Origin of the sequence: Leptospira kirschneri serovar Cynopteri str. 3522 CT (assembly GCF_000243695.2) — a bacterium.
Taxonomy (GTDB): Bacteria; Spirochaetota; Leptospiria; order Leptospirales; family Leptospiraceae; genus Leptospira; species Leptospira kirschneri.
In genome coordinates, this window is the sequence record NZ_AHMN02000005.1 from 588,441 (window position 1) to 611,761 (window position 23,321).

The 23,321-nt window shown below is 35.8% G+C and carries 30 protein-coding genes and 1 pseudogene; 8 read left to right on the plus strand and 23 right to left on the minus strand.

The features are described 5' to 3' along the window. Positions 1-676: 676 nt before the first annotated feature. The 22 genes and pseudogenes from LEP1GSC049_RS217890 to LEP1GSC049_RS217800 all read right to left on the minus strand — a co-directional run bounded on the left by LEP1GSC049_RS217890 (position 677) and on the right by LEP1GSC049_RS217800 (position 20,147). Positions 677-2,233, minus strand: a complete 1,557-nt coding sequence (locus LEP1GSC049_RS217890) for a hypothetical protein (protein WP_016560644.1) — start codon at positions 2,231-2,233, stop codon at positions 677-679. 616 nt (positions 2,234-2,849) lie between these two features. Further along, a pseudogene (locus LEP1GSC049_RS02000000224605) lies at positions 2,850-4,384 on the minus strand (hypothetical protein). Then, positions 4,377-5,099: a hypothetical protein gene (locus LEP1GSC049_RS217885; RefSeq protein WP_016560540.1), complete on the minus strand. Its 723-nt coding sequence runs from the start codon at positions 5,097-5,099 to the stop codon at positions 4,377-4,379. Before LEP1GSC049_RS217885 ends, LEP1GSC049_RS02000000224605 begins: the two are co-directional and overlap by 8 nt. A gap of 58 nt (positions 5,100-5,157) precedes the next feature. Beyond that, complete coding sequence (locus LEP1GSC049_RS217880) at positions 5,158-5,823, minus strand: hypothetical protein (RefSeq protein WP_004764134.1); 666 nt, start codon at positions 5,821-5,823, stop codon at positions 5,158-5,160. Beyond that, a complete protein-coding gene (locus LEP1GSC049_RS217875) occupies positions 5,816-6,946 on the minus strand; it encodes a baseplate J/gp47 family protein (protein WP_004776885.1) in 1,131 nt (376 codons plus the stop codon). The genes LEP1GSC049_RS217880 and LEP1GSC049_RS217875 overlap by 8 nt, the downstream gene beginning before the upstream one ends. 398 nt (positions 6,947-7,344) lie before the next feature. Further along, on the minus strand, positions 7,345-7,707 hold the full coding sequence (locus LEP1GSC049_RS217870) for an LIC10183 family protein (RefSeq protein WP_004776858.1): 363 nt from the start codon (positions 7,705-7,707) through the stop codon (positions 7,345-7,347). After that, the gene (locus LEP1GSC049_RS217865; protein ID WP_004776865.1) at positions 7,707-8,279 is read right to left on the minus strand and encodes a hypothetical protein; all 573 of its coding nucleotides are present in this window, start codon (positions 8,277-8,279) and stop codon (positions 7,707-7,709) included. Before LEP1GSC049_RS217865 ends, LEP1GSC049_RS217870 begins: the two co-directional genes overlap by 1 nt. Then, positions 8,279-9,307, minus strand: coding sequence for a hypothetical protein (locus tag LEP1GSC049_RS217860; RefSeq protein WP_016560630.1), 1,029 nt, complete (start codon positions 9,305-9,307; stop codon positions 8,279-8,281). The genes LEP1GSC049_RS217865 and LEP1GSC049_RS217860 overlap by 1 nt, the downstream gene beginning before the upstream one ends. Next, positions 9,307-9,678 carry a LysM peptidoglycan-binding domain-containing protein gene (locus tag LEP1GSC049_RS217855; RefSeq protein ID WP_004754223.1) on the minus strand — a complete coding sequence of 124 codons (372 nt, stop codon included), beginning with the start codon at positions 9,676-9,678 and terminating at the stop codon, positions 9,307-9,309. Before LEP1GSC049_RS217855 ends, LEP1GSC049_RS217860 begins: the two co-directional genes overlap by 1 nt. Beyond that, a complete protein-coding gene (locus LEP1GSC049_RS217850) occupies positions 9,675-10,220 on the minus strand; it encodes a DUF6046 domain-containing protein (RefSeq protein ID WP_004753961.1) in 546 nt (181 codons plus the stop codon). The genes LEP1GSC049_RS217855 and LEP1GSC049_RS217850 overlap by 4 nt, the downstream gene beginning before the upstream one ends. After that, entirely contained in the window at positions 10,217-12,373 is a 2,157-nt protein-coding gene (locus LEP1GSC049_RS217845) for a hypothetical protein (protein WP_016560548.1), read from the minus strand. Before LEP1GSC049_RS217845 ends, LEP1GSC049_RS217850 begins: the two co-directional genes overlap by 4 nt. Before the next feature lie 19 nt (positions 12,374-12,392). Next, positions 12,393-12,548, minus strand: coding sequence for a hypothetical protein (locus LEP1GSC049_RS2000000228245; protein ID WP_004755216.1), 156 nt, complete (start codon positions 12,546-12,548; stop codon positions 12,393-12,395). 53 nt (positions 12,549-12,601) lie between these two features. Then, positions 12,602-13,012, minus strand: coding sequence for an LIC_10177 family protein (locus LEP1GSC049_RS217840; RefSeq protein ID WP_004754533.1), 411 nt, complete (start codon positions 13,010-13,012; stop codon positions 12,602-12,604). Between the two features lie 36 nt (positions 13,013-13,048). Continuing rightward, positions 13,049-13,483 (minus strand): hypothetical protein, encoded by a 435-nt coding sequence (locus tag LEP1GSC049_RS217835; protein ID WP_004754977.1) that lies wholly within the window; start codon positions 13,481-13,483, stop codon positions 13,049-13,051. A 9-nt stretch (positions 13,484-13,492) separates the two neighbouring features. After that, positions 13,493-14,980, minus strand: a complete 1,488-nt coding sequence (locus LEP1GSC049_RS217830; RefSeq protein ID WP_016560605.1) for a DUF2586 family protein — start codon at positions 14,978-14,980, stop codon at positions 13,493-13,495. Between the two features lie 90 nt (positions 14,981-15,070). Continuing rightward, a complete protein-coding gene (locus LEP1GSC049_RS10370) occupies positions 15,071-15,292 on the minus strand; it encodes a hypothetical protein (protein WP_004754819.1) in 222 nt (73 codons plus the stop codon). Beyond that, positions 15,289-15,903, minus strand: a complete 615-nt coding sequence (locus LEP1GSC049_RS217825; protein ID WP_004768910.1) for an LIC10173 family protein — start codon at positions 15,901-15,903, stop codon at positions 15,289-15,291. Before LEP1GSC049_RS217825 ends, LEP1GSC049_RS10370 begins: the two co-directional genes overlap by 4 nt. A 1,302-nt stretch (positions 15,904-17,205) precedes the next feature. After that, on the minus strand, positions 17,206-17,775 hold the full coding sequence (locus tag LEP1GSC049_RS217820) for a hypothetical protein (protein WP_004753892.1): 570 nt from the start codon (positions 17,773-17,775) through the stop codon (positions 17,206-17,208). Between the two features lie 54 nt (positions 17,776-17,829). Next, a complete protein-coding gene (locus LEP1GSC049_RS217815; RefSeq protein ID WP_004754812.1) occupies positions 17,830-18,156 on the minus strand; it encodes a hypothetical protein in 327 nt (108 codons plus the stop codon). Then, positions 18,153-18,386: a hypothetical protein gene (locus LEP1GSC049_RS217810; RefSeq protein ID WP_004753541.1), complete on the minus strand. Its 234-nt coding sequence runs from the start codon at positions 18,384-18,386 to the stop codon at positions 18,153-18,155. Before LEP1GSC049_RS217810 ends, LEP1GSC049_RS217815 begins: the two co-directional genes overlap by 4 nt. A 188-nt stretch (positions 18,387-18,574) precedes the next feature. Further along, the gene (locus LEP1GSC049_RS217805) at positions 18,575-18,877 is read right to left on the minus strand and encodes a helix-turn-helix domain-containing protein (RefSeq protein ID WP_004754326.1); all 303 of its coding nucleotides are present in this window, start codon (positions 18,875-18,877) and stop codon (positions 18,575-18,577) included. Positions 18,878-19,748: 871 nt separating this feature from the next. After that, on the minus strand, positions 19,749-20,147 hold the full coding sequence (locus LEP1GSC049_RS217800; protein WP_004754242.1) for a helix-turn-helix domain-containing protein: 399 nt from the start codon (positions 20,145-20,147) through the stop codon (positions 19,749-19,751). Positions 20,148-20,278: 131 nt separating this feature from the next. On the opposite strand from LEP1GSC049_RS217800, the gene LEP1GSC049_RS217795 reads away from it, so the two are divergent. From LEP1GSC049_RS217795 to LEP1GSC049_RS217785, 4 genes are read left to right on the plus strand one after another with little or no spacing between them, the layout of a single operon-like run. Then, positions 20,279-20,551 (plus strand): hypothetical protein, encoded by a 273-nt coding sequence (locus LEP1GSC049_RS217795; protein WP_016748252.1) that lies wholly within the window; start codon positions 20,279-20,281, stop codon positions 20,549-20,551. Then, complete coding sequence (locus tag LEP1GSC049_RS217790; RefSeq protein WP_004755067.1) at positions 20,551-20,844, plus strand: LIC13344 family protein; 294 nt, start codon at positions 20,551-20,553, stop codon at positions 20,842-20,844. Before LEP1GSC049_RS217795 ends, LEP1GSC049_RS217790 begins: the two co-directional genes overlap by 1 nt. Positions 20,845-20,875: 31 nt before the next feature. Further along, positions 20,876-21,037 carry a hypothetical protein gene (locus LEP1GSC049_RS2000000227410; protein ID WP_004759741.1) on the plus strand — a complete coding sequence of 54 codons (162 nt, stop codon included), beginning with the start codon at positions 20,876-20,878 and terminating at the stop codon, positions 21,035-21,037. A 6-nt stretch (positions 21,038-21,043) separates the two neighbouring features. Continuing rightward, on the plus strand, positions 21,044-21,511 hold the full coding sequence (locus LEP1GSC049_RS217785) for a hypothetical protein (protein ID WP_004759723.1): 468 nt from the start codon (positions 21,044-21,046) through the stop codon (positions 21,509-21,511). A 17-nt stretch (positions 21,512-21,528) separates the two neighbouring features. Here LEP1GSC049_RS217785 and LEP1GSC049_RS2000000228930 read toward each other — a convergent pair whose 3' ends face one another. Then, on the minus strand, positions 21,529-21,657 hold the full coding sequence (locus tag LEP1GSC049_RS2000000228930) for a hypothetical protein (protein WP_004769523.1): 129 nt from the start codon (positions 21,655-21,657) through the stop codon (positions 21,529-21,531). A gap of 48 nt (positions 21,658-21,705) precedes the next feature. Here LEP1GSC049_RS2000000228930 and LEP1GSC049_RS217780 point away from each other — a divergent pair, with 48 nt between their 5' ends. From LEP1GSC049_RS217780 to LEP1GSC049_RS2000000227415, 4 genes are read left to right on the plus strand one after another with little or no spacing between them, the layout of a single operon-like run. Beyond that, positions 21,706-22,302: a host-nuclease inhibitor Gam family protein gene (locus LEP1GSC049_RS217780; RefSeq protein ID WP_004755181.1), complete on the plus strand. Its 597-nt coding sequence runs from the start codon at positions 21,706-21,708 to the stop codon at positions 22,300-22,302. A 59-nt stretch (positions 22,303-22,361) separates the two neighbouring features. Further along, the gene (locus LEP1GSC049_RS217775; RefSeq protein ID WP_004754651.1) at positions 22,362-22,553 is read left to right on the plus strand and encodes a hypothetical protein; all 192 of its coding nucleotides are present in this window, start codon (positions 22,362-22,364) and stop codon (positions 22,551-22,553) included. Positions 22,554-22,583: 30 nt separating this feature from the next. Next, complete coding sequence (locus LEP1GSC049_RS217770; RefSeq protein WP_004767422.1) at positions 22,584-23,024, plus strand: hypothetical protein; 441 nt, start codon at positions 22,584-22,586, stop codon at positions 23,022-23,024. Beyond that, positions 23,021-23,185 carry a hypothetical protein gene (locus LEP1GSC049_RS2000000227415; RefSeq protein ID WP_004759783.1) on the plus strand — a complete coding sequence of 55 codons (165 nt, stop codon included), beginning with the start codon at positions 23,021-23,023 and terminating at the stop codon, positions 23,183-23,185. Before LEP1GSC049_RS217770 ends, LEP1GSC049_RS2000000227415 begins: the two co-directional genes overlap by 4 nt. Positions 23,186-23,321 lie beyond the last annotated feature (136 nt).

The window sequence follows — 23,321 nt, forward strand, 5'->3', positions numbered from 1 at the left end:
AATTATTTTTGAGATGAATCTTTTAAGATATACTTTTGGATTTACACAAAACTCTATTGCTAATTCTTTTTGATTGGAATTTATTTTAAAAGTACTTTATCTTTGTTTAAAATTTCGATTCTACCAAATTTAGCACCTAAATGTTTATCACAAACCATCGTTTCACGTAAATTCGACAGAAAGTGATTGAAGCATAAAGGCACTCGCAGAACGCTCTCTCAAACAAAAGCAGTCTCGCTTTCTGAATGCCAATCCTTAGAGAGTATTCGCTTTAGTTTTCCGGGTCACTCTGCAGATCGTATTCTAAATTGAAATTAAAGACGAAATATTATATTAAGTTTTTTTTATGTAATTTATTAATTGGAGCTGAAAGCGGTCCGGTAACGCCGGATTTTCTTACGCCAAGCTCATGTTAAGTATATTTTATTTATTGAATATACGTTTATTATTATTTTATGCAATTTAGTCCTTCTAATCTCTATGAAACTGAGCATCTTAGGCTTTTATTGCAAAATCTTGTCTTAAAACAAAATTTGGGTGTTCTATTTTTTATATATGATCTATCTAAAATTAATACAGATTCATAAAAGTTCTAATCCAAGTTAACTTAACTTTTGATACAACTTATTTCGTTAGCGCACAAAATGTTTGTACGCCAACTTGATTACTGAATTTTTTATAAAACTCGTTTTACAAACACATAAGGAAATCCTGATATACCTCTAACGTCTGTGGTTTTTCCGGTGCGATGGGAACCATTTGCCGAATCTGTGGTAGGACCAGTAACAGTTGTCGAAGGATAACCGTTTAATAATAATCCACGCGCTACTCCATCACCATAATAACCTGCCGCAACCAAAGAGCCCAATCCTCCCGTTGCACCTTGCGGAATATCAAAGGAAATAGAAGTGGAAGCTCCATGTCTATGCCCTTGAAACCGATCCCTTCTTCTCAAACCACCAATCCATTCGCTATCTGTATCCATTACGGAAATAAAACCTCTTCCTTGAACCGTAAAATGACGAACCTGATTGGTAATCGTAGTTCCAGAAACCGCATCCGGTAACCTATGTTTATAAAAACGAATCTTTACACCTGAAAGAGATCCGCTTGAATTTGTCGCCGTACAAGTAAAACTGATCGTTCTACTCGCAGAAGAAATAGAAGTAATCGCCAAAGTAGAGTTAGTCGAAATCCCACTAATTGTTTGTAATAAAGTTCCAGTCATCCAGTTCGTAAAAGAACCATGAACCAGATAATCTTCTACCAATGCATCTATGATTTTTTGACATGCAGTTGTATTTGCAAATGTCACAGTCAAAACGTTACTCGAAATCGTATAACTGATCGCATCAAAATCCGTTACGTTACTTCCCAAAGGATCATAACGAAGCGGTTGATTCAGCCAATAAGAAACTAGATCAGGCATGCTCCCACTTCCAGTCGAATTGATCAATTGATCTGGAGAAGCTAAACAAAACGCTGGAAAATCACTGGAAGGGCTTCTTAAATCATCCATCCAAAACATTTCTCCTAAAAATTTACGTTCCTGTTTGAACGTTACATCTATAAAGTTTTTGAAAAAAAGATATACCTGATTGATCGCCTTGACAAATTTCAATGGATTATTTGTATCCGGATTGATTGCGGTAACTATATCTGTATGCAAATCCGTTAATATACCCGTCTTTACGGAATTCGCCTGTTTTTCTTCGGTGATTTCGTTGTCTTTAATACGAATACCTTTGATACCTCTAAAAATTCTTAAGTCATTCCCCAAAGTTACTACACCAGAAGTATTCGTGGAAACGGCTCTCAAAGCAACGTCTCCGGCAACCAAAGCCCCTTGCCTAGCTATAATTTCAAATGAATTGTTTTTCCAAATAATCGGGCCATCGTTTGGCATATTTAGAGGGTTATTATATTCTGTTTCTTGAAATTTATGTCGAACTACAAGAGTAAAAGTAACATTGCTCGGAACCAAAATTCCAGTTGTAGGTGGAACTTCGATCCGTTTACCGTATTCGTCATAGGCAATTAAAGTATTAGTCAAATCGACTCTATTCGTAAGAGAACCTACTACAATACTTCCTCCGGAATCAATTCCGGGCCCAAAAGCGTCCAGATCTCGATTGATGATTTCTTGACTTTTAGATTCTTGTTCTTTTTTCCAATCGTCCGGAAAAACCCTCTTACCTACGCTTGGAAATTCTATCCCTGATAACTTATCCATAATTGATTACTCCGTTCAGTGCAGTGAATTCGATTAGAATCGATTTTAATTGTTCATAAAAAAGTTTACACATGATTTTACGTTATTTTCCATTTTCAACCAAGTAGATTGTAATGGGAGCATAGTATATTTTTCGAGTAAATCGCAAGAACCAATGTTTCTCTTTTCCATATTTTTCCTTAAAAGGAAGCGATTTTAGTAGTCCGGACCTTTGATTTATTTTTATATATGGTACTTCAGTTTATTCTAAATATTTAATATAGTTTTTGAAAAATTAATTCTCCATCCGCTTCTACTCCATGGAAACGATCGATTAAAGCAGTTTTGTTAATTGAACTATTGAATTTTCAACAACTCTAATATATATAATCTTTAAATTCTCAACACAATACGGCAGTTCTCACAGTTTATACCACACTGCAGCAAACAGGCTTTTAATATTTTTTTCTATCATTTAATTTCAACATAAGTTCTTACATTCTTAAGTTTTAGGACAAGATCTCTTTAGCCCATAAAATATTTTGAGATAATTCTTTATTAAAACATAGAATTCAAGATACTTTATTATATATATTTAAATAATATTGTATACCAATCAGAAAATATGGATGGTTTTTTATAAAACCCTCCTTACAAATATATAAGGAAATCCTGATATACCTCTAACGTCTGTGGTTTTTCCGGTGCGAGGAGCCCCATTGTTTCCGTCCGTGTTCGGAGTTCGAACTGGTTGTCCTGAAGCACCGCCGCCTTGAAATAAATAAGTATTTGGCGATGCTCCACCAAAATGTGCTGTACTAGATCCACTATAACTGCCAATCATTCCATAAAGTTCATGATAGTGCCCTTGAAACCGATCTCTTCTTCTCAAACCACCAATCCATTCGCTATCTGTATCCATTACGGAAATAAAACCTCTTCCTTGAACCGTAAAATGACGAACCTGATTGGTAATCGTAGTTCCAGGAGTAATATCCGGTAACCTATGTTTATAAAAACGAATCTTTACACCTGAAAGAGATCCGCTTGAATTTGTCGCCGTACAAGTAAAACTGATCGTTCTACTCGCAGAAGAAATAGAAGTAATCGCCAAAGTAGAGTTAGCCGAAATCCCACTAATTGTTTGTAATAAAGTTCCAGTCATCCAGTTCGTAAAAGAACCATGAACCAAATTTATCTTCTACTAATGCTATCTATGATTTTTTGACATGCAGTTGTATTTGCAAATGTCACAGTCAAAACGTTACTCGAAATCGTATAACTGATCGCATCAAAATCCGTTACGTTACTTCCCAAAGGATCATAACGAAGCGGTTGATTCAGCCAATAAGAAACTAGATCAGGCATGCTCCCACTTCCAGTCGAATTGATCAATTGATCTGGAGAAGCTAAACAAAACGCTGGAAAATCACTGGAAGGGCTTCTTAAATCATCCATCCAAAACATTTCTCCTAAAAATTTACGTTCCTGTTTGAACGTTACATCTATAAAGTTTTTAGAATATAGATAAGCCTGGTTAATTCCTTGTACAAGTTTAAGAGGATGATTCACATCTGGATTGATAGCTCCGACCAACTCCCCGTGTAAGTCTGTAACCAATCCTGTTTTTACGGAAGAAGCTTGTTTTTCTTCGGTAATTTGTCCGTCTTTGATGTTGTTTGTAAAAATTCCTCTCCAAACTCTTAAGTCGGTGCCTAGGGTTACAACCCCAGAAGCGTTAGACGAAATTAATCTCAAAGGAACGTCACCGGTAACGAGTGAACCTTGTCTTGTTAGAATCTCAAAAGAATTATCTCTCCATAAGTTTGGACCATCGCTCGGAAGGTTGGAAGGACTATCATATTGTGTTTCTAAAAACTTATGGCGAACTACAAGAGTGCAAGTAACGTTATTCGGAACCGGAATTCCAGCAACCGGTGCCACTTGAATCCTTTTTCCTTCTACGTCATAAGCAATTAGAGTATCAGTCAAATCCACACGATTTGGTCCCGAACCGACTACGATCGTCCCACCCTTCTGGATTCCAAATCCCAAAAGATCCAAATCCCGATCTATGATCTCTTGACTTTTTGACTCTTGTTCTTTTTTCCAATCTTCCGGAAAAACCCTTTTGCCTACGTTCGGAAATTCGATCCCTGATAATTTATCCATGATTGACCCCTTCGAAAGACGGAAAATCTATTACAATCGCTTCCAACTCGTTATAAAGAACACTCACGTTTGTTTTTGTATTATTTTCGATTTGTAAAATCATTTCTCTTTTCAGTTTTTTACATACACCGCTGAAAGATTCATATACATTCGACTTAGTTAAAATGAAACTTGCAAGTTCTGTAATATCTTCATCATCTTGACTTTTAGATTCGCTTATCAAAGAGATAAGTTCAGACTTAAAACTCTCTCTTTCTTCAGCACTTGCATAAATCCATCTTTTGGCTTGTGGAGCCAGGATTGGCCAAGAGAGAGGTTCTGCTTTAGGATATTTGGAAAGAATTTGATTCATCGCTTCGTCAAACTTAGCGTGAATCTTTTGAATTTTTTTTTCTTTGTAAGAAGAGATCGTCAAAAGACCACATTGTAAAAGTTCGAGTTCCGTTTTTGGAACCAATGTTTCTTCTTCTATTTTCATATTTTCCGGAACGGAAATCAAACCTCGATCCGCCTTTTCTGAAAGAGAAAGTTCCTTCAATTCCCCGCATTCAAATTTAAAACCTTCTGGAGGAAATGAAATTCCTTGATGGATCTTTTTCTTTTTTTCTTCCGACTTATCTCGATTAAAAAGCTCCACTTCCAATTCTATGGACGATAGATTGGAATATGGATATTCCTCCAAAGACTCGGAAGAATAGACGTATATCTTTTCCATGATTGCTCCTTAAAAGGAACGACTGAGTAGTTTCAGAAACATTAAGTGATTTTTATATTTAATAAATTGAATATTCTCGAACCTTTTCGGCTCTGCGGGAATGGAACTTACCTGTGAGAGTTCCTCCCATCACGAACGGATCAAATTCTCCTTGATCTTCCCAAAGTTCACATACGTTTCCGCCTATATTCACGTTTTCGATGGATTGAACAAGAGCGGATCGATTTAAAGAATCGGCAAGTTTGGGAAAGAAAAATCTACATCTAAATAAAACGTATTTTCTAGACATCATTCTTTGATCCAAAAAACCACCCATCACAAAACAATTTTTAGCCTCTTCGGACTTATATACTTTAAAATAACTGATCTCTTCCGGATCGAGTCCCGTTGAAAATTGAATGACCTGTCTTTTGGAAGACACAGAAGCAATTGACATTTTAAAAAGTTTAGCGAGCAAAAGTCTGTTCCTATACAAATCGTCCGTTTCTCCCGGAAGTTTTTCGATCTTGTATCTGGTTCCCCACAAAATCAAACCAAAGCCATCGCTTGTTTCGAGCCACATCTGTCTATAAAGCCAGCTGAGCCTTCCCGCCCTTTCGTTTAGGATCGAGAGAATAGATCTTAAAATCTTATACCAAAGACTATCAACTCCTAACTTTCGTATTAAACTTCTCTGATTTTTCCAAACGGTCGAATCGAAATCGAAAATAAATTTTTCAGACATAGACCACACCAATTACTTGAAACCCTGAGCCAGCGTTTGCCAAAGAACCAGAGGGAACATCAACATTTCCTAATGGATTAAATTCTACATCGATACAATTTGGAAGAGCTTGATACAAAGTTTTTAACTGTGTGTCTACAAAGTCCTGACCTTCTCCGAGTGAAAGAAAATATTCGTCCTTTATCTGATCTAAAACAACCTGACTTGGAATCGTATCCGAAGAAGAAAACTTTACGGTAACGGTTTTATTAATTATGGTTTCGGAAATATTCTCTACGAGCACATGAGCAACTCCGCCCGGATCGTTTTCTTCTGAGTTGAAATAGTCTATAATCTGTGTAAGTTGAGAATCCGTCAAAGGAGCTACCGTTCCTTGAACTAAAATTTTTACCTCTCCATCTATTTTCAAATTCCTAGCACTTTTAAAAATAGCTCTTTTTACAAAAGCAAACGTCTCAGCCTCTCCCACATACCAAGTGGGAGTCCACTTAGAAGAAACACCTTCTGCATTTCTTAAACGTGCTCTAACCGAAGTTCTTGTTTCTCTATATTGACCTTGTTGAATCGGATTGATTTCTATGTTGGAAACGTAATCAATTCCATCTGGAGGATTTTCAATCAAGTTGATAGAACGTGAAACTACATTTCCTATCGGACCATCAACCGTACATTGAACGAGCGCTTCTACAGTATATTTTCCCTGAGCATCTTCTGCAGTGCCCGCGGGAAGTATTAAAGATTCTTGAAGAAAAAATTTTACTCTTTGATCTTCGTTTCCGGAAGTAGTAACGATCAAAGATTGTGGAATTTCACGATTAATTATTGATGGGGTGGAAGAACCAATTCTAACCTTAATGATCGCTGGAAGTGCAGGTTTCCATTGCATTCCTCTACGAATTAAATGTTCGTGTAAAGCATCGTCCTCTGCCGTATGAGGATGAATCGCCTTCTGAATAGAAACAAGATTGTCATCGATAAATAAAAATACAGCATTTGAAACGGCCCTCAAAATCGAAAAAGTTTTTGAAGTGGGACTAAAAGTATGATTTCTGAATACTCCAGAAGCTTTTACACTTTGAAGATGTTCATTAAGAACTTGTTCTTTAGTTATATTTAAATTCACTGATTACCTCCGTCATAAATTCAAAATTTTAATTTTATGAAATACTAATATACTTTTCATTTTGAAATGTTAATTCATAAATAAATCGAAAGATTCAATTAAAACATTTTTCAAATCCTCGGTATAAAAACGTAGGAATTCCTACGTTTTTTTAACTATATCAAAAAGAGTCCTAAAGTCCATACAACATCGAATAGACATAATTTGTGGGAACTCATACGTTTTTTAAAAAACTTACCAGATAGTTTCCCAATCCTTGGAACAAACAAGAAACGATAAGATGTCATAAACGCCACCTCTAAACTCGTTCTAAAACTTCTAGCGAACCGTCATATAATAATCAATAAACGAAACTTTAAAAAAATATTATAATATATAGAATATTATAATATTAAAATTTATTTCATTAAAATCCCTTTGGCTAACTCTCCCATTTTTAATCGAAAATCGACTACAAGCCGTCTTTCCTCGTCGAGAACTATATTTATAGATTGAGGATTTATAAAGGGATGAAATTTAAGAATCCTCTCCGCGTCTTGGATCCGTTCCGATAACTCATCGTATTCCGTAGAATTTTGAGCAATCCTTTGTCTGCTATAAATTTCCGGATAGTCGATGTCGTCGGCTACAGTCATTTCAAACATCTCTCTAATTTCAGACAAAACGATACGAACCGAATTACTATCGCTTAACAAATCGTTATCGGAAGGATCCAATGTTAAATCTCCGAATTGTATAAGATCATTTGCAAAATCGATCATTAGGTACCTGCCTTAGGTTTGCTCGAAACGGAAGGACCAACCGGAGTATCTACGTAATCGGTTAAATGTGTAGATAAACCTACAGAATTAGAAGACTGAGCAAAAGCAGTCACCTCCTTCTCTGCCTCTATCTTTCCAGTAGTTTTAAAATCTCCGTCCTGTTCTATATTTCCCTGAATTTTAAACGGCTTACCGCCCAAATCCAAAAGAAACCCTTCATCGTTTATAGTTAATTTAATTATATTATTATAATTTATAAAAGTTTTATTTTCATTGATTTCTATTTCTACCTTATCCGCGACTTTCGTTTTGATTGAATTGATCTTTTCAAAACCGAATGCGGTGTATCTTTTTTCAATATTATCTCTTGCGATCAAAAGACACTTGGAACCCTGCATTGGAACCACCGGTTCGGTCCAAGTAACGTTATGAATGAAATCTTCCGCAACCTTTACGATTAGAAGTTTTTTTTCGGAATCGACGGAATCTACAATTCCCAACTTAGGAAAAAAAATAGGAAAACCTATTTTCCATGCCTGAACGATTGCTTGTATTATGGTTTTATCAGCCATTAGACCCTACTCGATTTTGAAGATCCTGTCTTCGGAGGTTCATAATAGAAACCTGGAAAAATTTCTTGCCTATAACCTTCTTTACTGAATTTTTTAATTACTTTATCTACAAATGCTTTAGCACTTCGAGAAGGATCATCCGGATCTTGAACGTCAATGATCTGAGAATGAGTGATCGAAGGAAAACCGAAAGAAACAAACTTTCCTTTAAAACCAGAACCACATTTCTCATCGAAAATTTCTTTTGCTCTTTTTTCAGCTCCTTGAGAATCCAATCCGTCGATTTCGTAATAACAAGTTTCACCCGTTCCATAAGCCCCTCTATATGTTTGTCCGGTTTTGGGATTTTCTCCTCTTACAATAATTTGAAATGGCTTACTTTCTAAAGGAGTAAGTTCGTCCTGAATAATATTTTTTCCAAAACGAAAAATAGGAAATGTTTCCTGAGATTCATTTGGGTTTTGAGTTTTATTTTTTTTAGAAGAGAAACTTAAATCAGTATGTTTATAAGCTTTTTGAACCACCAATTTCCAATCGTGAAAAAAAATGTCCACGCCATGAGTTTTTTTCAACTCATATAACGCATAACGTGCTGATTTTTTGGCGCATCTAATATCTACCGTTCTTTTAATGTCTGAATCACGAACGATAATCGAAATATCCGATTTAATTTGAGGATGAATACAATCATTCAAAAAAACCATCAAAGGTTTTTGATGATAATCCTGTGTCATCATCTTACGTTGACAAAAGAAAAATGGATCCACACATTTTAACTCAAACGGAACTTTGGGGCTGATCTCTAATATATAACCGTTAAACTCACTTAAAAGTCCGTATTGAGAATATCCCGCTTTCCAAGTGACTTTTGAGAATTTTACGATCGAATCTTTTTTTAAATTCCTATACTTAGGAAGTTTAACGGTAAGTATGTCGGTAGGAATCTCTCTTGAGGATTCTAATATAACTTCCGTTATTGCCGGAAATTTTATATTCGATATTTCTAATTCTTGATTTAAAACAAACATTATAAGTTCGCCCTTCTTTTCGCGTTTTGGAGTTCGGCTTTGGAAACAAGAGCCTCTATAAAAAGAGTCGATCCTACATTTTCATAAGGTTGTATATTAGAATTATTATCGCGAATTTTACCCGAAAAATGTTCTGTTCCATAATAAAGAAAACTGATAGATTCATATGTTTCTCCATCTGCAATCGTATGCAGACGATCTTCCGTCAAAGGCTCCGGGATTTCTATTAACACTCCTGCCCTAAGATTGTTTACGCTTTCGATCTGAGGATTGTTATCTAGAATCAATCTCCAAATTTCCCATCTTCCGTAATAACGAGCGGAAAGTCTCTGTAGAGTATCGTTGTTTTTAAGAACGTAAAATTGACTCATAAAGAAGACTCCACTACGTTGTTTTTAGCTTCTATAGAAGCAAGATCCAAATCGTATTCCTCATCGGATAAAAAAGTGATGATAACGTCTTGTTCATATTGGATCGGAGCGTTCAAAAGTTCGAACTTTTGACAAACTACATTCGTAATTCCTAATACTCTTAACATGGCATGAGATAACGAAAGGGTTTCTTCTTGTTCCCAAAGATCCCGCAACTCTCTCATTTTTTGTCTCATAGTTTTAATCAAAGGGTTTGAAGGAGCCGCAAAACTCCCAGCTCCATAAGTCGAAGCAAGAAGAGTAAATTCTACCGTAATCGTCCAATCTTTATATCCAGTGAGTTCTTTGACAGTTCCGTACTTTCCTCCGGGAATAGAGGTCATTACGATTTCCTTTTCTCGATGCGCTTTAATCTTAGTGCCAGAAGGAAACTCGTATCTATTACCGGACCAGCTCACTTTCAATCGATCTATATCCCCTGTTATCGCCTCCAAAGGGAGATACCCTGCGGGAAGCGCGGGTGGTGTAATTCCTCCGATCATATTAGTTCCATCTCCTCAAATCGGTCCAACTCTTGAAAAATTGCATCCGTAATCATCTCGCCGATTTTTTTCTTATCCGTAGTTTTATTTCCGATCACCAGTTGACCGATGACAGATCCTATATTTGTATTTGAAGTTACATTCGATTTTCCTGATATAGATTCTGAGCTTTCTTTACTTTCTAATGTCCGTTTAATAATTCCTTTGGAATCGTTCATTAAAACCTGATGGAATCTTTGAAGAACTGGATTTATTTTAGGAATTTCTAATTCCAGTCCCGAAGAAAACGCAGTGATGGTAGCCCTGCCCGATTTGGTCAAATTCGAAAACGGTCCTTCTTTAGCGTCCGAATTTGGGAACAACCTTTTTGTATTTTCAAATATATCTATTAATTTATTATAAACTACTGACTTACCGGAAGAAATCCCTTCTGAAAAAGTAGTTACGGTTTTAGTTCCACTTTCTTGGATCGAATCCAATCCAGATTTGAATCCGTTAGACACATCACTCAAGAACCCGACTAACGTATTATTTTTTTGTTTCATTCCTAAGATGAAAGTATCAATAAATGCAGAACCTGAATCGGTGAGTCTAGAAAGAGGTCCTTCTAAAGCGTTGGAATGAGGTAAATACCTATCGATAATCTGCATCACATTATGAATCGTAGATTTTAGATCCGTAATAGAATCTAGGATTCCTTCTGAAAAAGCGGTAAAAAGACTTTTACCGGAATCTTTCATACGATTACGGATGTTTCCGATCACATTACTAAGCGCTTGCCAAATCAAACTGTATAAACCGAAGATCGGATTGACCATAGCAAGAACTAGAATTTCTTGAATTCCAGGAGGAAGACTGGTAAATATGCTAAAAATTGAATCTACTATTTTTCCAAAAAAATTAGTTAAAGAATTCCACGCCGAAACAATTCGGGAAGGAACATTGATAATCGGTTGAATATAGGGATAAATATTAGAAAATGCTTTTGCAATTATAGTCCCTACCGATGAGAAAATATTTTTAATTTTATCCCAATTTTCATAGATCATTAAGGGAATGCCTACGATCGGCATAAACCAAACAACTAATAATTTACCAAAACCGGAAAGATTGCTCCAAGTATTTACGATCCAATTCCAAGCTTTGATCGCAACTGCTTTTATATCATCCCAATAAGTAATGATCAAAGCCAGGGCTGTAACAATACCTACTACTGCTAGCCCAATCGGATTGGACATTGCCGCAACTTTCAAAGCGGCAAACAAACCGAGTGCGACCGATTTTAAAACGATCAAAGCGCCTACTCCAATTAAAACACCACCACCTAACATCAAAAAAGTGCCTGCAAACTCTGCGAGTTTAGGATTTTCGCCAAGAAACGTATTTACTTTGCTTATTCCGTCAGCCAATGTTCTAAAGATATTTTTAAGAACGGATTCTATAATCCCAAATTTTACAAGACTGGAATCTTCGATTCCTTTCCCTAAAAGAATCTTAAAATTTTTCCAAGCTTCGGAAACTCGATTAAGTTGAGACGGAAACGTATCCATTTTTTCTGATGATAATTGAAAATATATTATATTACCAAAATCTAATTGATTGACATCTCCGTTGAAATTCTTGACTTGTTCACCGGTAGAAATCAATTGTTTCGTTAAGTCTGAAAAATTTCCGCCGGTTGCCAAAGCGGCATTTGCCACAGTATCGACTAATGCATTCAAATCGGAAGAATTCAAGTTTTTGAATGAAGATTTTATTTTATTCGCACTAGAAAGAATCGTTTCCACTGGAATACCAGTTTCATCGGAAAGTTTAAAAGCGGACTTGGAAACGTCTCCGACTTCCTTAGCCGATAAACCAAGTGTTTTGAGATCTTTTTCCAGTTTAGAAGATTCCATTCTTGCATCATATAATTCCTTACAAGTTTTAGCGATCGATACCCCTAGATCCAACATCACAAAACCTTTTTTCATACTCGTAAAAGAAGAATCCACTTCTTGAACGGATTTTTTAAATTGTTCTGAATATTTCTTATTTTCACCGATCAACTGCTTCATACTATCCCATTTACCGTTGATCTCGTTGATTTTACTGGAGGCGAGATCCGCTATCGTAAAAACAATTTTTAATTCGTTTGTATTCGTATCGGCCATACCTCGCCTCCCGTAATATTTAATCCCCGTTAAACGCCTTGACGATTGCACGCGTTAACGTATTGATCTCTATTTGTTGCACAAATTCCAATTCTGCAGCCAACTGAGCTTCATAAATTTCGCGTTCGTCTCCGTCTTCAGGGTATTTTATTTTTCTTCCAGGGAAATAATACATTATAAGAACGTCTAACGCACCATTTCCCGTCTTTAGAAGCTTAAGCTTCTCTCCTATAGCTTTTTTGCCGTCACCTCTTGGGTTGTTGCAGTTAACTCGATCAGTTTATTACTGATCGGGATAAAGATACCTGGAGAATCTTGAGCCCATCCGTTTACAACTTCGAAACTAGGATATAGACAACACTGACCCGTAAGACGTTGTGCGACATCCGTTTGTTTTTCTTTTCTAGCTTTCTCTAAAGTTTCATCTACTTGAGTTTTATTTGGTACTCTGCAGATAATTTTTCTACCTTCACCCGCATCTAAAACGTGAAGACCTCCTTTATCCGCAAAGTGGGATTTGATCACGTCGATCGCGTCCTTGTTACGTGCGATAAAATCGTCGTCAATGTTCTGATAAGGTTGTGGAAGTTTCTCAAAAGCTTCCTTAAGAGCAGGAATTGAACTAATTAATGGATTCATTATATATCCTTGATTTATAAATGATTATCAACGTCGTCACGCAAACGAAATGATAGGAATCGAAAGCAAAGCAATATCTAAAGGAACCGCTACCGCTCCCGAATTTCCACTTTTGAAATCCGCGACGTACTTTGTAATTTTTGCAGCTGGTGCGAGATATTTGAAATCAGGTCTTCCCTCTGCTTTTAATACCGCGGTCAACGGAGCAGGTGGAAGTTTTTCAATCAGACCTCCATAAGGAGCAGCAAGAAGAGCTAAACGATCTAGTTCCTCAAAATAAATTTCCGCGCTGATGTTGCGTTTGTAATTCTTAGTCGTGTATCCTACGATCTCTCCCGATTTTCCGTATGTTAATTCAATTTCAACACCATGATCAAATTTGAATCCGGAAAAGTTCACCATATCATATCCGAAAAGTTTCAGTTCAAGATTGGTGAAGCTATAGTTTTCCTTTACTACTTCTAATGCCATTGTTGACTCCTATTTGGGTGTGGCGAAAGAGGTTTCCCATTCGATCGCTTTGGTTCTATTACTAACGTACATCTTACATTTTGCTTTTAAGATCCGATCAGTGTTGAACGTTTTATTCGGATCCAAAACAATCTCGTGACCGGAAATTTCTTTTCTACCAGGAGCTTCCATTTCCGCCGAAATTTTGGAATCGATGTATGCTTTTAAATAATCTAAACCGCCCGATCCAGAATCCACTTCTGTATCCATGTTCAAGAATTGAAGAGATTCACGATAAAGAATACGATGCATCTTATCGGCGCGTCTTCTTTCAGGAAGTTCCTTAAAATCGGAATCACTTCCAGCTTTGATTTTATCTCTGGCGATAAAAATTCCGTCGTAGTCGTCGTATTGTTTGAGAACCATCAGACCCATATCATGAAGAAGATCCATATAGTTTCTGTATCCTTCGTCCCAATAACGGATTTCTGAAAACGTAAGAGAACGCATATCTCTAACGTAACCGATAGAAACGTTAACCGCAGTCGCTGCAATTTTCGCGGTAGCCATAGTCGCAAAGTTTCTCCAAGTCCCGATAGAATCACCTGCAGATTTAACTGCGGAATAACCACCGGAAGCGTTAACACCACCTTTGATATAACGCGCTTCACCGACTGCGATCATCACTCTACCTTTAGGAGAGGCGAAAGGTTCGAACTCGTCTTGGATGTATTGAAAGTACTGCGGAATTGTTTCCGATTCGTTCTTACTTCTTGCTTCCAGGATCATAAAAGAAGGAAGGTGATGTTCCGTTTCCATCTCTTCTAGAATGACGTTACACGACATAGTAAAAGCTCTAGAAGCAGGACCCAAAACATGAATCCAATATGAGCCGTATTCTCTTTTTAAAACCTCAATTGCCGTAAGTCTTGAAGCGTTAGACGCCTTTGGTCCGGTAATTGTAAAAGTGAATGTATCACCTAACTGAAACGTGTTCGCAGGAGTGGAAGCATTCGTAAAAGTAGCGTTGACTCCTACGTCCAAAGAAATTGCGGAACCACTTGAAGGAACGATCAAAGGAGTGGAGAAGTTTGCACCTCCGTCCACGGACTTACGATATTCCGCATTACCACAAGCTCCCGCTTTTGTGATTTTAAACACTACAACTCTACTGCCTGTTGGAGTTCCGGAAGTTGCAGGAAGAGCCGCTTCTCCTGCGCCGACTTTGATAGGAGTTCCTACACTACCGGCTAAGTCGTTGAATGGACGAACACAAAGAACCGGTACCGGTTTTTGACCTTTCGATTCGTCAAATTCTTCGAAAAATTGTTCCAAGGCATCCACAAGTTCTCCTCTTCCGAAAACATCCTTGGCTTGAGGTGTGTTATTGATGACGTAAACTCTGTTAGCGTCTCCCGTCTCAGCGGTACCCACTTTAGAACCTACACGATCCGGTTTTACGTCATTGAAATTGATCCCACCATCCTGATGGTAGGTAGTCACGTTACCTGTTGACATTGATACGCTCCTAATAAAAAGAGCAACTGAGTAGAATGGCGGACGAGCCGCTCTTTATAGAATTACTTTCAAGATTCTGATTCGGTTCGCTTACATTTCCTTTGGAAAAATTTTTTCTTCCATAGGAACGGCTTCGTGTTCCAGAACGGAATTTTTTATTTTACCCAAATTTATACCCGAAAAGTCTTGATAGGCATTTTTAAGAATTTCTTCTTTTACGTCTTCTTCGGGTGCTCTACGCAAATGATCCAAAAAACCGGCAGCTAAAACCGGTGTAATTTCGTACTTTTTAATAAACTCAACTGCTTTCATTGTTCCTCCGATGTTCCTATTTCCGTTGGCTCTTCGATCTGAAAGGTTCCTTGAGCCAGAGTAGGAACCGATTCCGTTTCAAAAAGTCCGTCGTTAAAAAAGATTTCTGTAGTTAATTTATAAAATCCTAAATTTTCGGAAGGATCGGCGATAATAGAAAAAACACCGGGTTTCACTTCGACGGTGACTCCGTGAGGAGTAGTAAATTTCCGTTGATTAGAAAGAAAAATTAGAATCTGATCAAAAATTCCCAAAGACCCAGAACCAAGATGACCCGAAGAAGGAATATCCTTAAGAGGATTCTCCATCCAAAAACCAATAGTATATTTAAATTCTTGAATATAATGTCTTTTTAAAAAACGAATATTCTTAACACCGTTTACGAATTCAGAATCCAATCTTTGAAACCTTCTTCCGTCCATAATCGAAACAAGTGGAGATTGAAAGATTATACAGAAAGGGAATAGGTCCGGATAATCGTTTGTGTCCGGAGCGGATTGAAAAATTCTATCTTCGGAAAATAAAGGAATCGGATCCGCAGAAGGCGATTCTGGTAGAGTTTTGATCGATAAAATTAAGGATTTCAAATAATCCAAATGACTAATTCTCATAAAGTAGTATTACCCAAACGTCAGATAGAATACGGCTTTTCCGACAATAAACAAGAACGGAACCGCCTCTAATTTTTGAAACTGCTCAACTTAAAGTTTTTGGCCCTACTTTTGATCTACAATTCAAAGGATCATAACCGTAACACTTGATTTAACAAAACTATCTGAACACTTTTTAGGTTATTCGATCATAATAGAGTTATTGAAAAATGAATTTCTATCCGTTTCTATTTTAGGAAACGGTCATTAAAGCAGTTTTTTTAAATGAAACTTTCAATAATCCTAATATGAATTTGAGGAAGAAAATAGGGCGAATCCGGCTTCGCAGGACCACGTTCAGCTCCAGTCAATAAATTGCATAAAAGAAACGTAATACAACAATCGTCTTTAGATTCAATTTCAAACTCGATCTAAAACGCACATTATTCAAGTGTTCCGACAAGAATGAGTCTTTTTACTTGCAAAAAGTATGTTTTTCTGATAGAGAAAAGTCTTCCGAACTTCTCCACCTGAATTGCGACCCATGGGAAGCAATTCATTGAGTTGCCACCCAAAAATAGGGAAAACTAAAGCACAACGCTCTCTATGAATCGCGTTGTGGGGTGGGAACTCAGTTTTACAGAGGATTTGTCGTAATTCCGACAGATCTATATTGAAATCTAAATACTTGTGGGGTTGGTTATGATAGAGAGCGTTCTGCTGAGTTTCTCTACGCTTCAATCGCTTTCGCATTGAATTAACTAACGTAAAACTATAACTTTGAGATAAACATCTAATACAATTCTATAGGGATAAATTATAACGTGAGTTCCGGCCACAGCTCGTTTTTCTGAAAAAAATTGGAATCTAAACTTTGAGCTAGTCCCAAAATCTGTCGAGCGCCAATAGAAGCGAGACGGCTTGAGTTTCCACCGACCCATTTATTGAGTTACTTCGAATCACCCTAAGATTGAATTTCACAAAAATGTGGGAACTACTACTAAAATTTAACGACATTAGAACTGTTCAAAAGTTCGCAAATTGCCAAATGCGGCCTAATTTGTAGGAACTACTACACTTCATTAAAAATTTCTAAAGAATGATCGCACAAAATTCTTTGAGGTTTTGGGACAAGCTCTTTGTAAAACATTCTTAAGATGTGGGAACTACCACAAATCATGATTAGAGTTGTTGAAAAATTAATTCTTGATCTGTTTGTATTAGATTGAATGGACAATTGAAGCAATTTTACGAATTTTCACTATGGAATTTTTCAATAACTCTATTTTACAAAAATACGGAAGTCCTCAAAAAACGATCTAATCAACAATTTTCCAAATAAAGAGCGCTAGGAACACCTAGGTCAAACAAAACGTCCAGTTCATACTGAATCATATAACCATAAGGATCTAAATAAGACGGCCCAACTCCATAAGGATCTGAAACCTTTAAAAATTTTTTACCATCGTCATTAACTACGATGCCGATACCTCGGATAATATGTCCTTTTTTAGTAAGGTATGTTCCTAAACCACAAGGAAAATTTCCATTTTCAAAATAACTGCAAAGCTCTTCTTTGTTTCCCTTTTTTTTAACAATTTTAAAAGGAATTTTATTTGAGTTCATTAGAATATTAAAATGTTCAGAATGATCTCCAGAATCATATACGTTTTTTTTATTTTTAATCGCCCAATCCTCAAAAAGAGCATAATAATTATAGGTAGTAAGATAAATAAAATCCGGTATTTTATAAATTAGACCTATATAAATTATAAAATCCTGAAATATGTTACCCATACACTGCTGATAGTCTTTCAAAAAAAGACGCGGAGTAGTATGGTCCTTTCTCTGAGGATTCCAAGGAGCAATTGGATGAGATATATAAGAAATCATTTCAATTAACAAACTAGATTATTTAAGATTGTAATCTTTTCGAATCGAAAAAATTTACAGTTGCTTACTTTTCACATCTCGAACAATCGAATCCGATCCTTCGGGTTCCTGAAATCGATTTAAAAATTCGCCTAGAATTCTTTTTTTAGAATTTAAATTCTCGTTAATTCTTTTACCCAAATAAAGACTTCCAACCGTAACGTAGAACACAATCAACCATTGAATAATATCCATCTGAAGAGGCCTTAACGAGTCTGGAGAAAAAACGGATAAAATCGACAAAACAATTAGATAAAAAACAACTAAAAAGAAAACGATCCAAGTACGAAGAGTTGTATCAGAAGACTTTCCAGTCTTATCATCTTTTAATAAAAATTTCATTCCATTCTCCTTCCTTTAGCGGAAGTGAGTTTGATGAGGTCCTTGACATCTGCTTTTATTTCCGCAAGATCTTCAGAAATAGAAGCCATTTCAGTTTCTATTTTAACGATCCGAATCTCATGCTCTTTATACATCGTATTGTATTGAATCGCTCCGGAAATTACAAAGCCCAAGATGACTAGAAAGTCTTTGATACCGAGTTTTATTTGACTGATTTTTGAAGATTCCATTCTTCCTCACAAAAACGGCCCGCACGAGGCGGGCCAAATGACTACTCAATCGCTTCCGATTGTAAGCAAAGAATAGCACAATTTTTTTCTATACAAAGAACAGAACAGAATCGTATCGAATCATTCCGCCACTAATTTTTAAATGGATCGCATAAAACCTGATTCGCCTTACAAAATAGAAAGGAAAATCAATAGATTTGTTTTTTTGTTCTACGAGCAAGAACAACCTTATCCAAATCTCCAACCATAAATCTTCGAACTCGAGGACTCCATTGTATAAAAGGGATCTCGTGATCGATTACATACTGATTGAAAGTTCTTACCGAAAGATTTAAATATTGAGCGGCTTCTTTAGTTTTTAAAATTTGGGTTTTATCTTTTACGGACAAAAACTCGGTAGTCTCTAAAATCGGTTTTTCTTTTTCCGAACCGGGAGATTGTGAGCTTTTGAGTAATGATCCTTTTTTTGTGTTACCGTGAATTATAGACATAGCGTCTTGTTTGGATAGAATACAAGTTTTTTGTCAAGCGCTTTCTAAATTTTGGAAATTCATAGGGACCAAATAGAAATAAAATATATTTTGAATATTCTATTTATTGAATTATAAATACGTAAATATTTTAAGATAACCGAAATATGCATTATAAGCAAAGATAAAGTATCTTTAAGATGGGCTTTTATATAAAATTATTGATAACTAACAAAAACCCAATATTTTGCATTCAAACGGATTTTTGCGATAAAAGTTTATGGTACTAATTATATAACTATGAGCGGTAAAATTTAGGACCAAAAATTTATTTTTTTAAAATCGAATATTGTAATTTCCCTATACATTTGAAAATTCAATCTTTACTTTATTTTTCTTGAATATAGAAATCAATATTCGTTCTTTAAATTCTAAAGATCCGATTATTGATTCGTAAAAATTTTAGATTTCAGTAAGTTACAAATCAATAAGATAGATCAATTGAAGACTCAAATCGTATTACGAGAAAAAACATACAAATCCAATCAATGGGACATATCAAAATTATTGTCATTTAAAGTCATCGTAGTTTTAAATTCGAAATCAATTTAAAAACCCAAACGATCTAGGACAAAAAAAAGCCACATTTACGGATTTAGGTTGGATTTTGTCAGGGGTAAAAATATACTAAACATATATATAGCCATTTTGTTGGAGTACTAAATTGGAAACAAAAGAAGATTTACGCGAATTTCTTTACTGGAAAGTAGAAAGAACCTTGAAAAAATTCGAATACGATTTCCAAGTTTCACCGCAACCGATTCAAATTCTTAGGCATACATACACGCAAGAAATCGTAAATCTTGTGTTTGAATCGTTGGAAAAAAAATAATTATTTTTTCTTTTTAAATTTTTCTATGACTACGCGCAAAGCCTCCAATTCAGAATCAGGAACCTCCATAAGACTCTCCAATAAAACTTCTATCTGCGGACGCATTCTGATCCTTCTAAAAAACGATCGATAACGATCTGTTTCAAGATCCGTCTTTACTTCCAACTCAGCAATCAACATCTGACCTTCTCCTGCAATCAACCAAAGCGGACTCACATTATGCACGGCTCGAAGTTTCAGTAAGGATTCTTGAGAAAAACTTTTGGCTCTTTGATTGATAAGATCGCTGATAAACGCGGGTTTTAGATCAATCGAACGAGCAAATTCAGCCTGCGAAAGCCCAAGAGTTTCGATGAGTTTTTTGAGACGATCCGGAAATTTTTTATCCGATTTATACATTTTTATCGTATTAATTCTTGACAATTATACATTTTTAACGTATGGTCGTATTCAGCGAGATTGAACTCGCCAGGATTAAAAATCGATTTTGAAACGAAATTGGAACGTTGGACACAACCCAATCTTTGCAAATGAAAACAAAATCGCAATCACAAAAAGGAGGTTCAATGATCATCATCAACGGAAACGAATGTAAGGATTTCATTTGTATCACACTAAAAATGAAAACCCTAGCAAAATTCGCAAGAGAAGCGGAAGTAAACTACGATTATCTTTCGAAAAGTTTAAACGGACAACATTCATACACAGAAGTCAGGGAAGCATTCAAAAAATGGAATGTTCCTTACCGTATGGGTCGTTCTACACGACCTCACAATAAACGAAAGAACAGGAGAGCCGCCTAATGATACAAGAAAGTTCGACTAAAAATCCGATCTTAAACAGAGACAATTTGGATCCGATCGTTCTTTCTGATATAGAAGAAAAAATGATCGTTCAAATTGCAGAATATGTAAGGGAACAATTTACAACTTTCGACTGGAGATGGGATGATCACAGTGAAATGCACGATAAAACGGTTACCTCTCTTTTTCTGGTAAAAAACGACATCCTACAGATCTGCGGAAGAAACCAGAGTAAAACTCAAGAATTCATTAGAATTCTTGAATATATTTTGGAAGAAGAATTCGACGAGTAAACAAACCAAAAACATCAAGGAGAATTTTATTATGACAATTAATCTATGTGTTCAATGTAATCAAAGTGAATCTATGCGTCAAACAGATCTTTGTGAAGAATGTCTGATTCAAAACTTTAAACCTTTGATCTCCCTTTCGGATAAAATCCGTTCGTTTCACACAAATAACGAAGAACCAAAAGGAGCGGCGTAAAATCAAATGATGAATTTGGAAAAAATCAAAAGATATATCGTAAACGGCGAAGTCGTTCATAAAGGAGAATTCTGGAGAAGAGGAAGAAAACTCTCTCAGAGATTGGAACAAATCGTAATAGAATCAAAACTCAATCTAAGAGATATAGCTTTTAAATATTCGGCAAACACCGAAGGGAATACTCAATGTGGTCCACTATATCGAGAACACCTTGCAGATGTAGTAAAAGGGATAAGGAACACAAAACGTTATGTGAAAGCGATCGAAGAATCCTGGAAGCTTCCTATAGAAACGATTCGTTCCATTTATCGGGAAGATAAAGAGGCAGAAAAAAGAATGGAAAAGTTAGATTCTAACTCAATTCGAGAATTTGCGAACTGGTACAAAAATATTCTAAGCTCCAAAAAAGAAACTTCTAATATTATAAAAATTGTAAATACAGAAGATCAAAACGTAAACGAAATCGCGATCTAAAGACGAAAATCGCAATTTCAAATAGGAGAATTTAAAATGACAAAACAAAAACCGGTAAAATCGAAAATCCAGAAAAATAAAAAGAAACCTTCGGTAAAAAAAATTCCTTCCGTTTCAGTTCTATCCTCATCGACTAACTCAATCACTGTGGATATGACACCCCAAAAAACCAAACCGTCCAATTAGGAGGAACAATGTCAAAATCAAAAAACTCGCCTAACAAAACGATTCCTATCGAATTACCAAACAATCGATACAAAGAACGTCCCGACGTGGCTCGGGCAATTCAACAGATCGGAGAAATCAAAAGGGAAAAAGATAGAATCAAAAATAAAACAGACGAACAGATCGCCAAATTGCTGTTAGACCTTCAAAACGAAATGGCCCCTTTGGATTTAAAAGTCCAACATTTAGTTTCCGGAATCAAATTTTACGTAGATCACCACTTAGAGGAGTTATTTCCAAATCCGGAATATAAAACCTGTAAACTGACAACTGGAACTTTAAAACTTCGTAAAGTCCCACCTTCAGTAAAAACCAGAGGAACGGCAAAATTTTACGAAAAAATTCTGACTGATAATAATCTTTTGGAAAGATTCAACAATCTGGTCTTTAAGTTAAGTGGAGTTTATCTGAGGATCAAATTAGAATTAAATAAAGAACAAATACTGGCAGAACCAACAAGGGCAATACAAAAATTCGGAATTCAATTAAACGAAGAAAAAGAACGTTTATACATATCCCCAAACGAAACCGAATTGGAAATCGAAGCCGTAGAAAACGTCGCTTAATCATAGTTATATTTTAAATGTCTTCGGTTCCTTAAAAGCAAGCAAAAGAAGGAAGTATTATGTTACCAACGTTTAAAGCACAACTGAAAATCCAATTTGAAGATTTGGAATTTAACGATTTTTCGGACGCGGTTCAAGAAGAATTTGGAATTGTAAACGTTACAACGATGACGTTATACACAAAGAAGAGATTGGGAATCAAACAATCTACAATTGAAAAAGTAAAAGAATCGCAACAAAATTATTTTTAGCTTATTAAAAATTATTAAAGAAGGAAAAAAATGGATTATATCGTTTATAAAAATTTAAAGAATTATAAATATCAACTCGTAAAACCTTATAACTTCCAAACTGAAATCAAAACGGATTTTTCACTTAGGATCGGAAAATCAGAAGTAAAAGTTTTTGTGGATTTAGATCGGGAAGGTCTGTTAAAAATCGACGCAGGTTACGCCTGGGATGGACCGAGTGGTCCAACAATCGACACAAAAACGTTTATACGAGGTTCTCTTGTGCACGACGCACTCTATCAATTGATGCGGGAAGAAAAATTGGATCGGATAAAATATCGTGAAAATGTAGATCAGCTTCTAAAAAAAATTTGTCTAGAGGATGGGATGAGTTCTTTTAGAGCTTCTTACGTTTACCAATTCGTTCGCTGTTTTGGAGAATCCGCGGCAAAATCGAAAGATGAATCCAAAGAATGGGAAATAGCACCTTGAAAACTTTCGATATAGTCGTTTTAGTTTTGGGTTATACTTTGTTTTGGATTTTTTTGATTTGGACTTTAATGGGAATCGTAGCAATACTTTTTTGGTATTCTTTATTTTTTCCTAAAAAGAAAAAATCTTATTTAAAGAAAAAAGAAACTAATAAAAAATAATTTATAAAATTAGAATATTCTTCTTTTTTTAATTAGAGTTACTGCTTATTAAAGATATAATACTTTTTGAAATTAAAACAAAAAGACCAACAAATTAGACAAGCGAAGGGCCGAAACCCTTCGCCTAACACCTAAC

Bases quoted from the DNA above. Each gene is read 5' to 3' on its own strand.
- LEP1GSC049_RS217880 (WP_004764134.1), bottom strand. From the start codon at position 5,823: ATGTCTGAAAAATTTATTTTCGATTTCGATTCGACCGTTTGGAAAAAT.
- LEP1GSC049_RS217800 (WP_004754242.1), bottom strand. From the start codon at position 20,147: ATGTATAAATCGGATAAAAAATTTCCGGATCGTCTCAAAAAACTCATC.
- LEP1GSC049_RS217780 (WP_004755181.1), top strand. From the start codon at position 21,706: ATGTCAAAATCAAAAAACTCGCCTAACAAAACGATTCCTATCGAATTA.
- LEP1GSC049_RS2000000228245 (WP_004755216.1), bottom strand. From the start codon at position 12,548: ATGTATTATTTCCCTGGAAGAAAAATAAAATACCCTGAAGACGGAGAC.
- LEP1GSC049_RS217850 (WP_004753961.1), bottom strand. From the start codon at position 10,220: ATGATCGGAGGAATTACACCACCCGCGCTTCCCGCAGGGTATCTCCCT.
- LEP1GSC049_RS217790 (WP_004755067.1), top strand. From the start codon at position 20,551: ATGATACAAGAAAGTTCGACTAAAAATCCGATCTTAAACAGAGACAAT.
- LEP1GSC049_RS217810 (WP_004753541.1), bottom strand. From the start codon at position 18,386: ATGGAATCTTCAAAAATCAGTCAAATAAAACTCGGTATCAAAGACTTT.
- LEP1GSC049_RS217835 (WP_004754977.1), bottom strand. From the start codon at position 13,483: ATGGCATTAGAAGTAGTAAAGGAAAACTATAGCTTCACCAATCTTGAA.
- LEP1GSC049_RS217890 (WP_016560644.1), bottom strand. From the start codon at position 2,233: ATGGATAAGTTATCAGGGATAGAATTTCCAAGCGTAGGTAAGAGGGTT.
- LEP1GSC049_RS217805 (WP_004754326.1), bottom strand. From the start codon at position 18,877: ATGTCTATAATTCACGGTAACACAAAAAAAGGATCATTACTCAAAAGC.
- LEP1GSC049_RS217855 (WP_004754223.1), bottom strand. From the start codon at position 9,678: ATGAGTCAATTTTACGTTCTTAAAAACAACGATACTCTACAGAGACTT.
- LEP1GSC049_RS217870 (WP_004776858.1), bottom strand. From the start codon at position 7,707: ATGATCGATTTTGCAAATGATCTTATACAATTCGGAGATTTAACATTG.
- LEP1GSC049_RS217775 (WP_004754651.1), top strand. From the start codon at position 22,362: ATGTTACCAACGTTTAAAGCACAACTGAAAATCCAATTTGAAGATTTG.
- LEP1GSC049_RS217785 (WP_004759723.1), top strand. From the start codon at position 21,044: ATGATGAATTTGGAAAAAATCAAAAGATATATCGTAAACGGCGAAGTC.
- LEP1GSC049_RS217860 (WP_016560630.1), bottom strand. From the start codon at position 9,307: ATGTTTGTTTTAAATCAAGAATTAGAAATATCGAATATAAAATTTCCG.
- LEP1GSC049_RS217845 (WP_016560548.1), bottom strand. From the start codon at position 12,373: ATGGCCGATACGAATACAAACGAATTAAAAATTGTTTTTACGATAGCG.
- LEP1GSC049_RS217770 (WP_004767422.1), top strand. From the start codon at position 22,584: ATGGATTATATCGTTTATAAAAATTTAAAGAATTATAAATATCAACTC.
- LEP1GSC049_RS217815 (WP_004754812.1), bottom strand. From the start codon at position 18,156: ATGAAATTTTTATTAAAAGATGATAAGACTGGAAAGTCTTCTGATACA.
- LEP1GSC049_RS217840 (WP_004754533.1), bottom strand. From the start codon at position 13,012: ATGAATCCATTAATTAGTTCAATTCCTGCTCTTAAGGAAGCTTTTGAG.
- LEP1GSC049_RS10370 (WP_004754819.1), bottom strand. From the start codon at position 15,292: ATGAAAGCAGTTGAGTTTATTAAAAAGTACGAAATTACACCGGTTTTA.
- LEP1GSC049_RS217820 (WP_004753892.1), bottom strand. From the start codon at position 17,775: ATGATTTCTTATATATCTCATCCAATTGCTCCTTGGAATCCTCAGAGA.
- LEP1GSC049_RS217795 (WP_016748252.1), top strand. From the start codon at position 20,279: ATGAAAACAAAATCGCAATCACAAAAAGGAGGTTCAATGATCATCATC.
- LEP1GSC049_RS217885 (WP_016560540.1), bottom strand. From the start codon at position 5,099: ATGGAAAAGATATACGTCTATTCTTCCGAGTCTTTGGAGGAATATCCA.
- LEP1GSC049_RS2000000227410 (WP_004759741.1), top strand. From the start codon at position 20,876: ATGACAATTAATCTATGTGTTCAATGTAATCAAAGTGAATCTATGCGT.
- LEP1GSC049_RS217825 (WP_004768910.1), bottom strand. From the start codon at position 15,903: ATGAGAATTAGTCATTTGGATTATTTGAAATCCTTAATTTTATCGATC.
- LEP1GSC049_RS217865 (WP_004776865.1), bottom strand. From the start codon at position 8,279: ATGGCTGATAAAACCATAATACAAGCAATCGTTCAGGCATGGAAAATA.
- LEP1GSC049_RS217830 (WP_016560605.1), bottom strand. From the start codon at position 14,980: ATGTCAACAGGTAACGTGACTACCTACCATCAGGATGGTGGGATCAAT.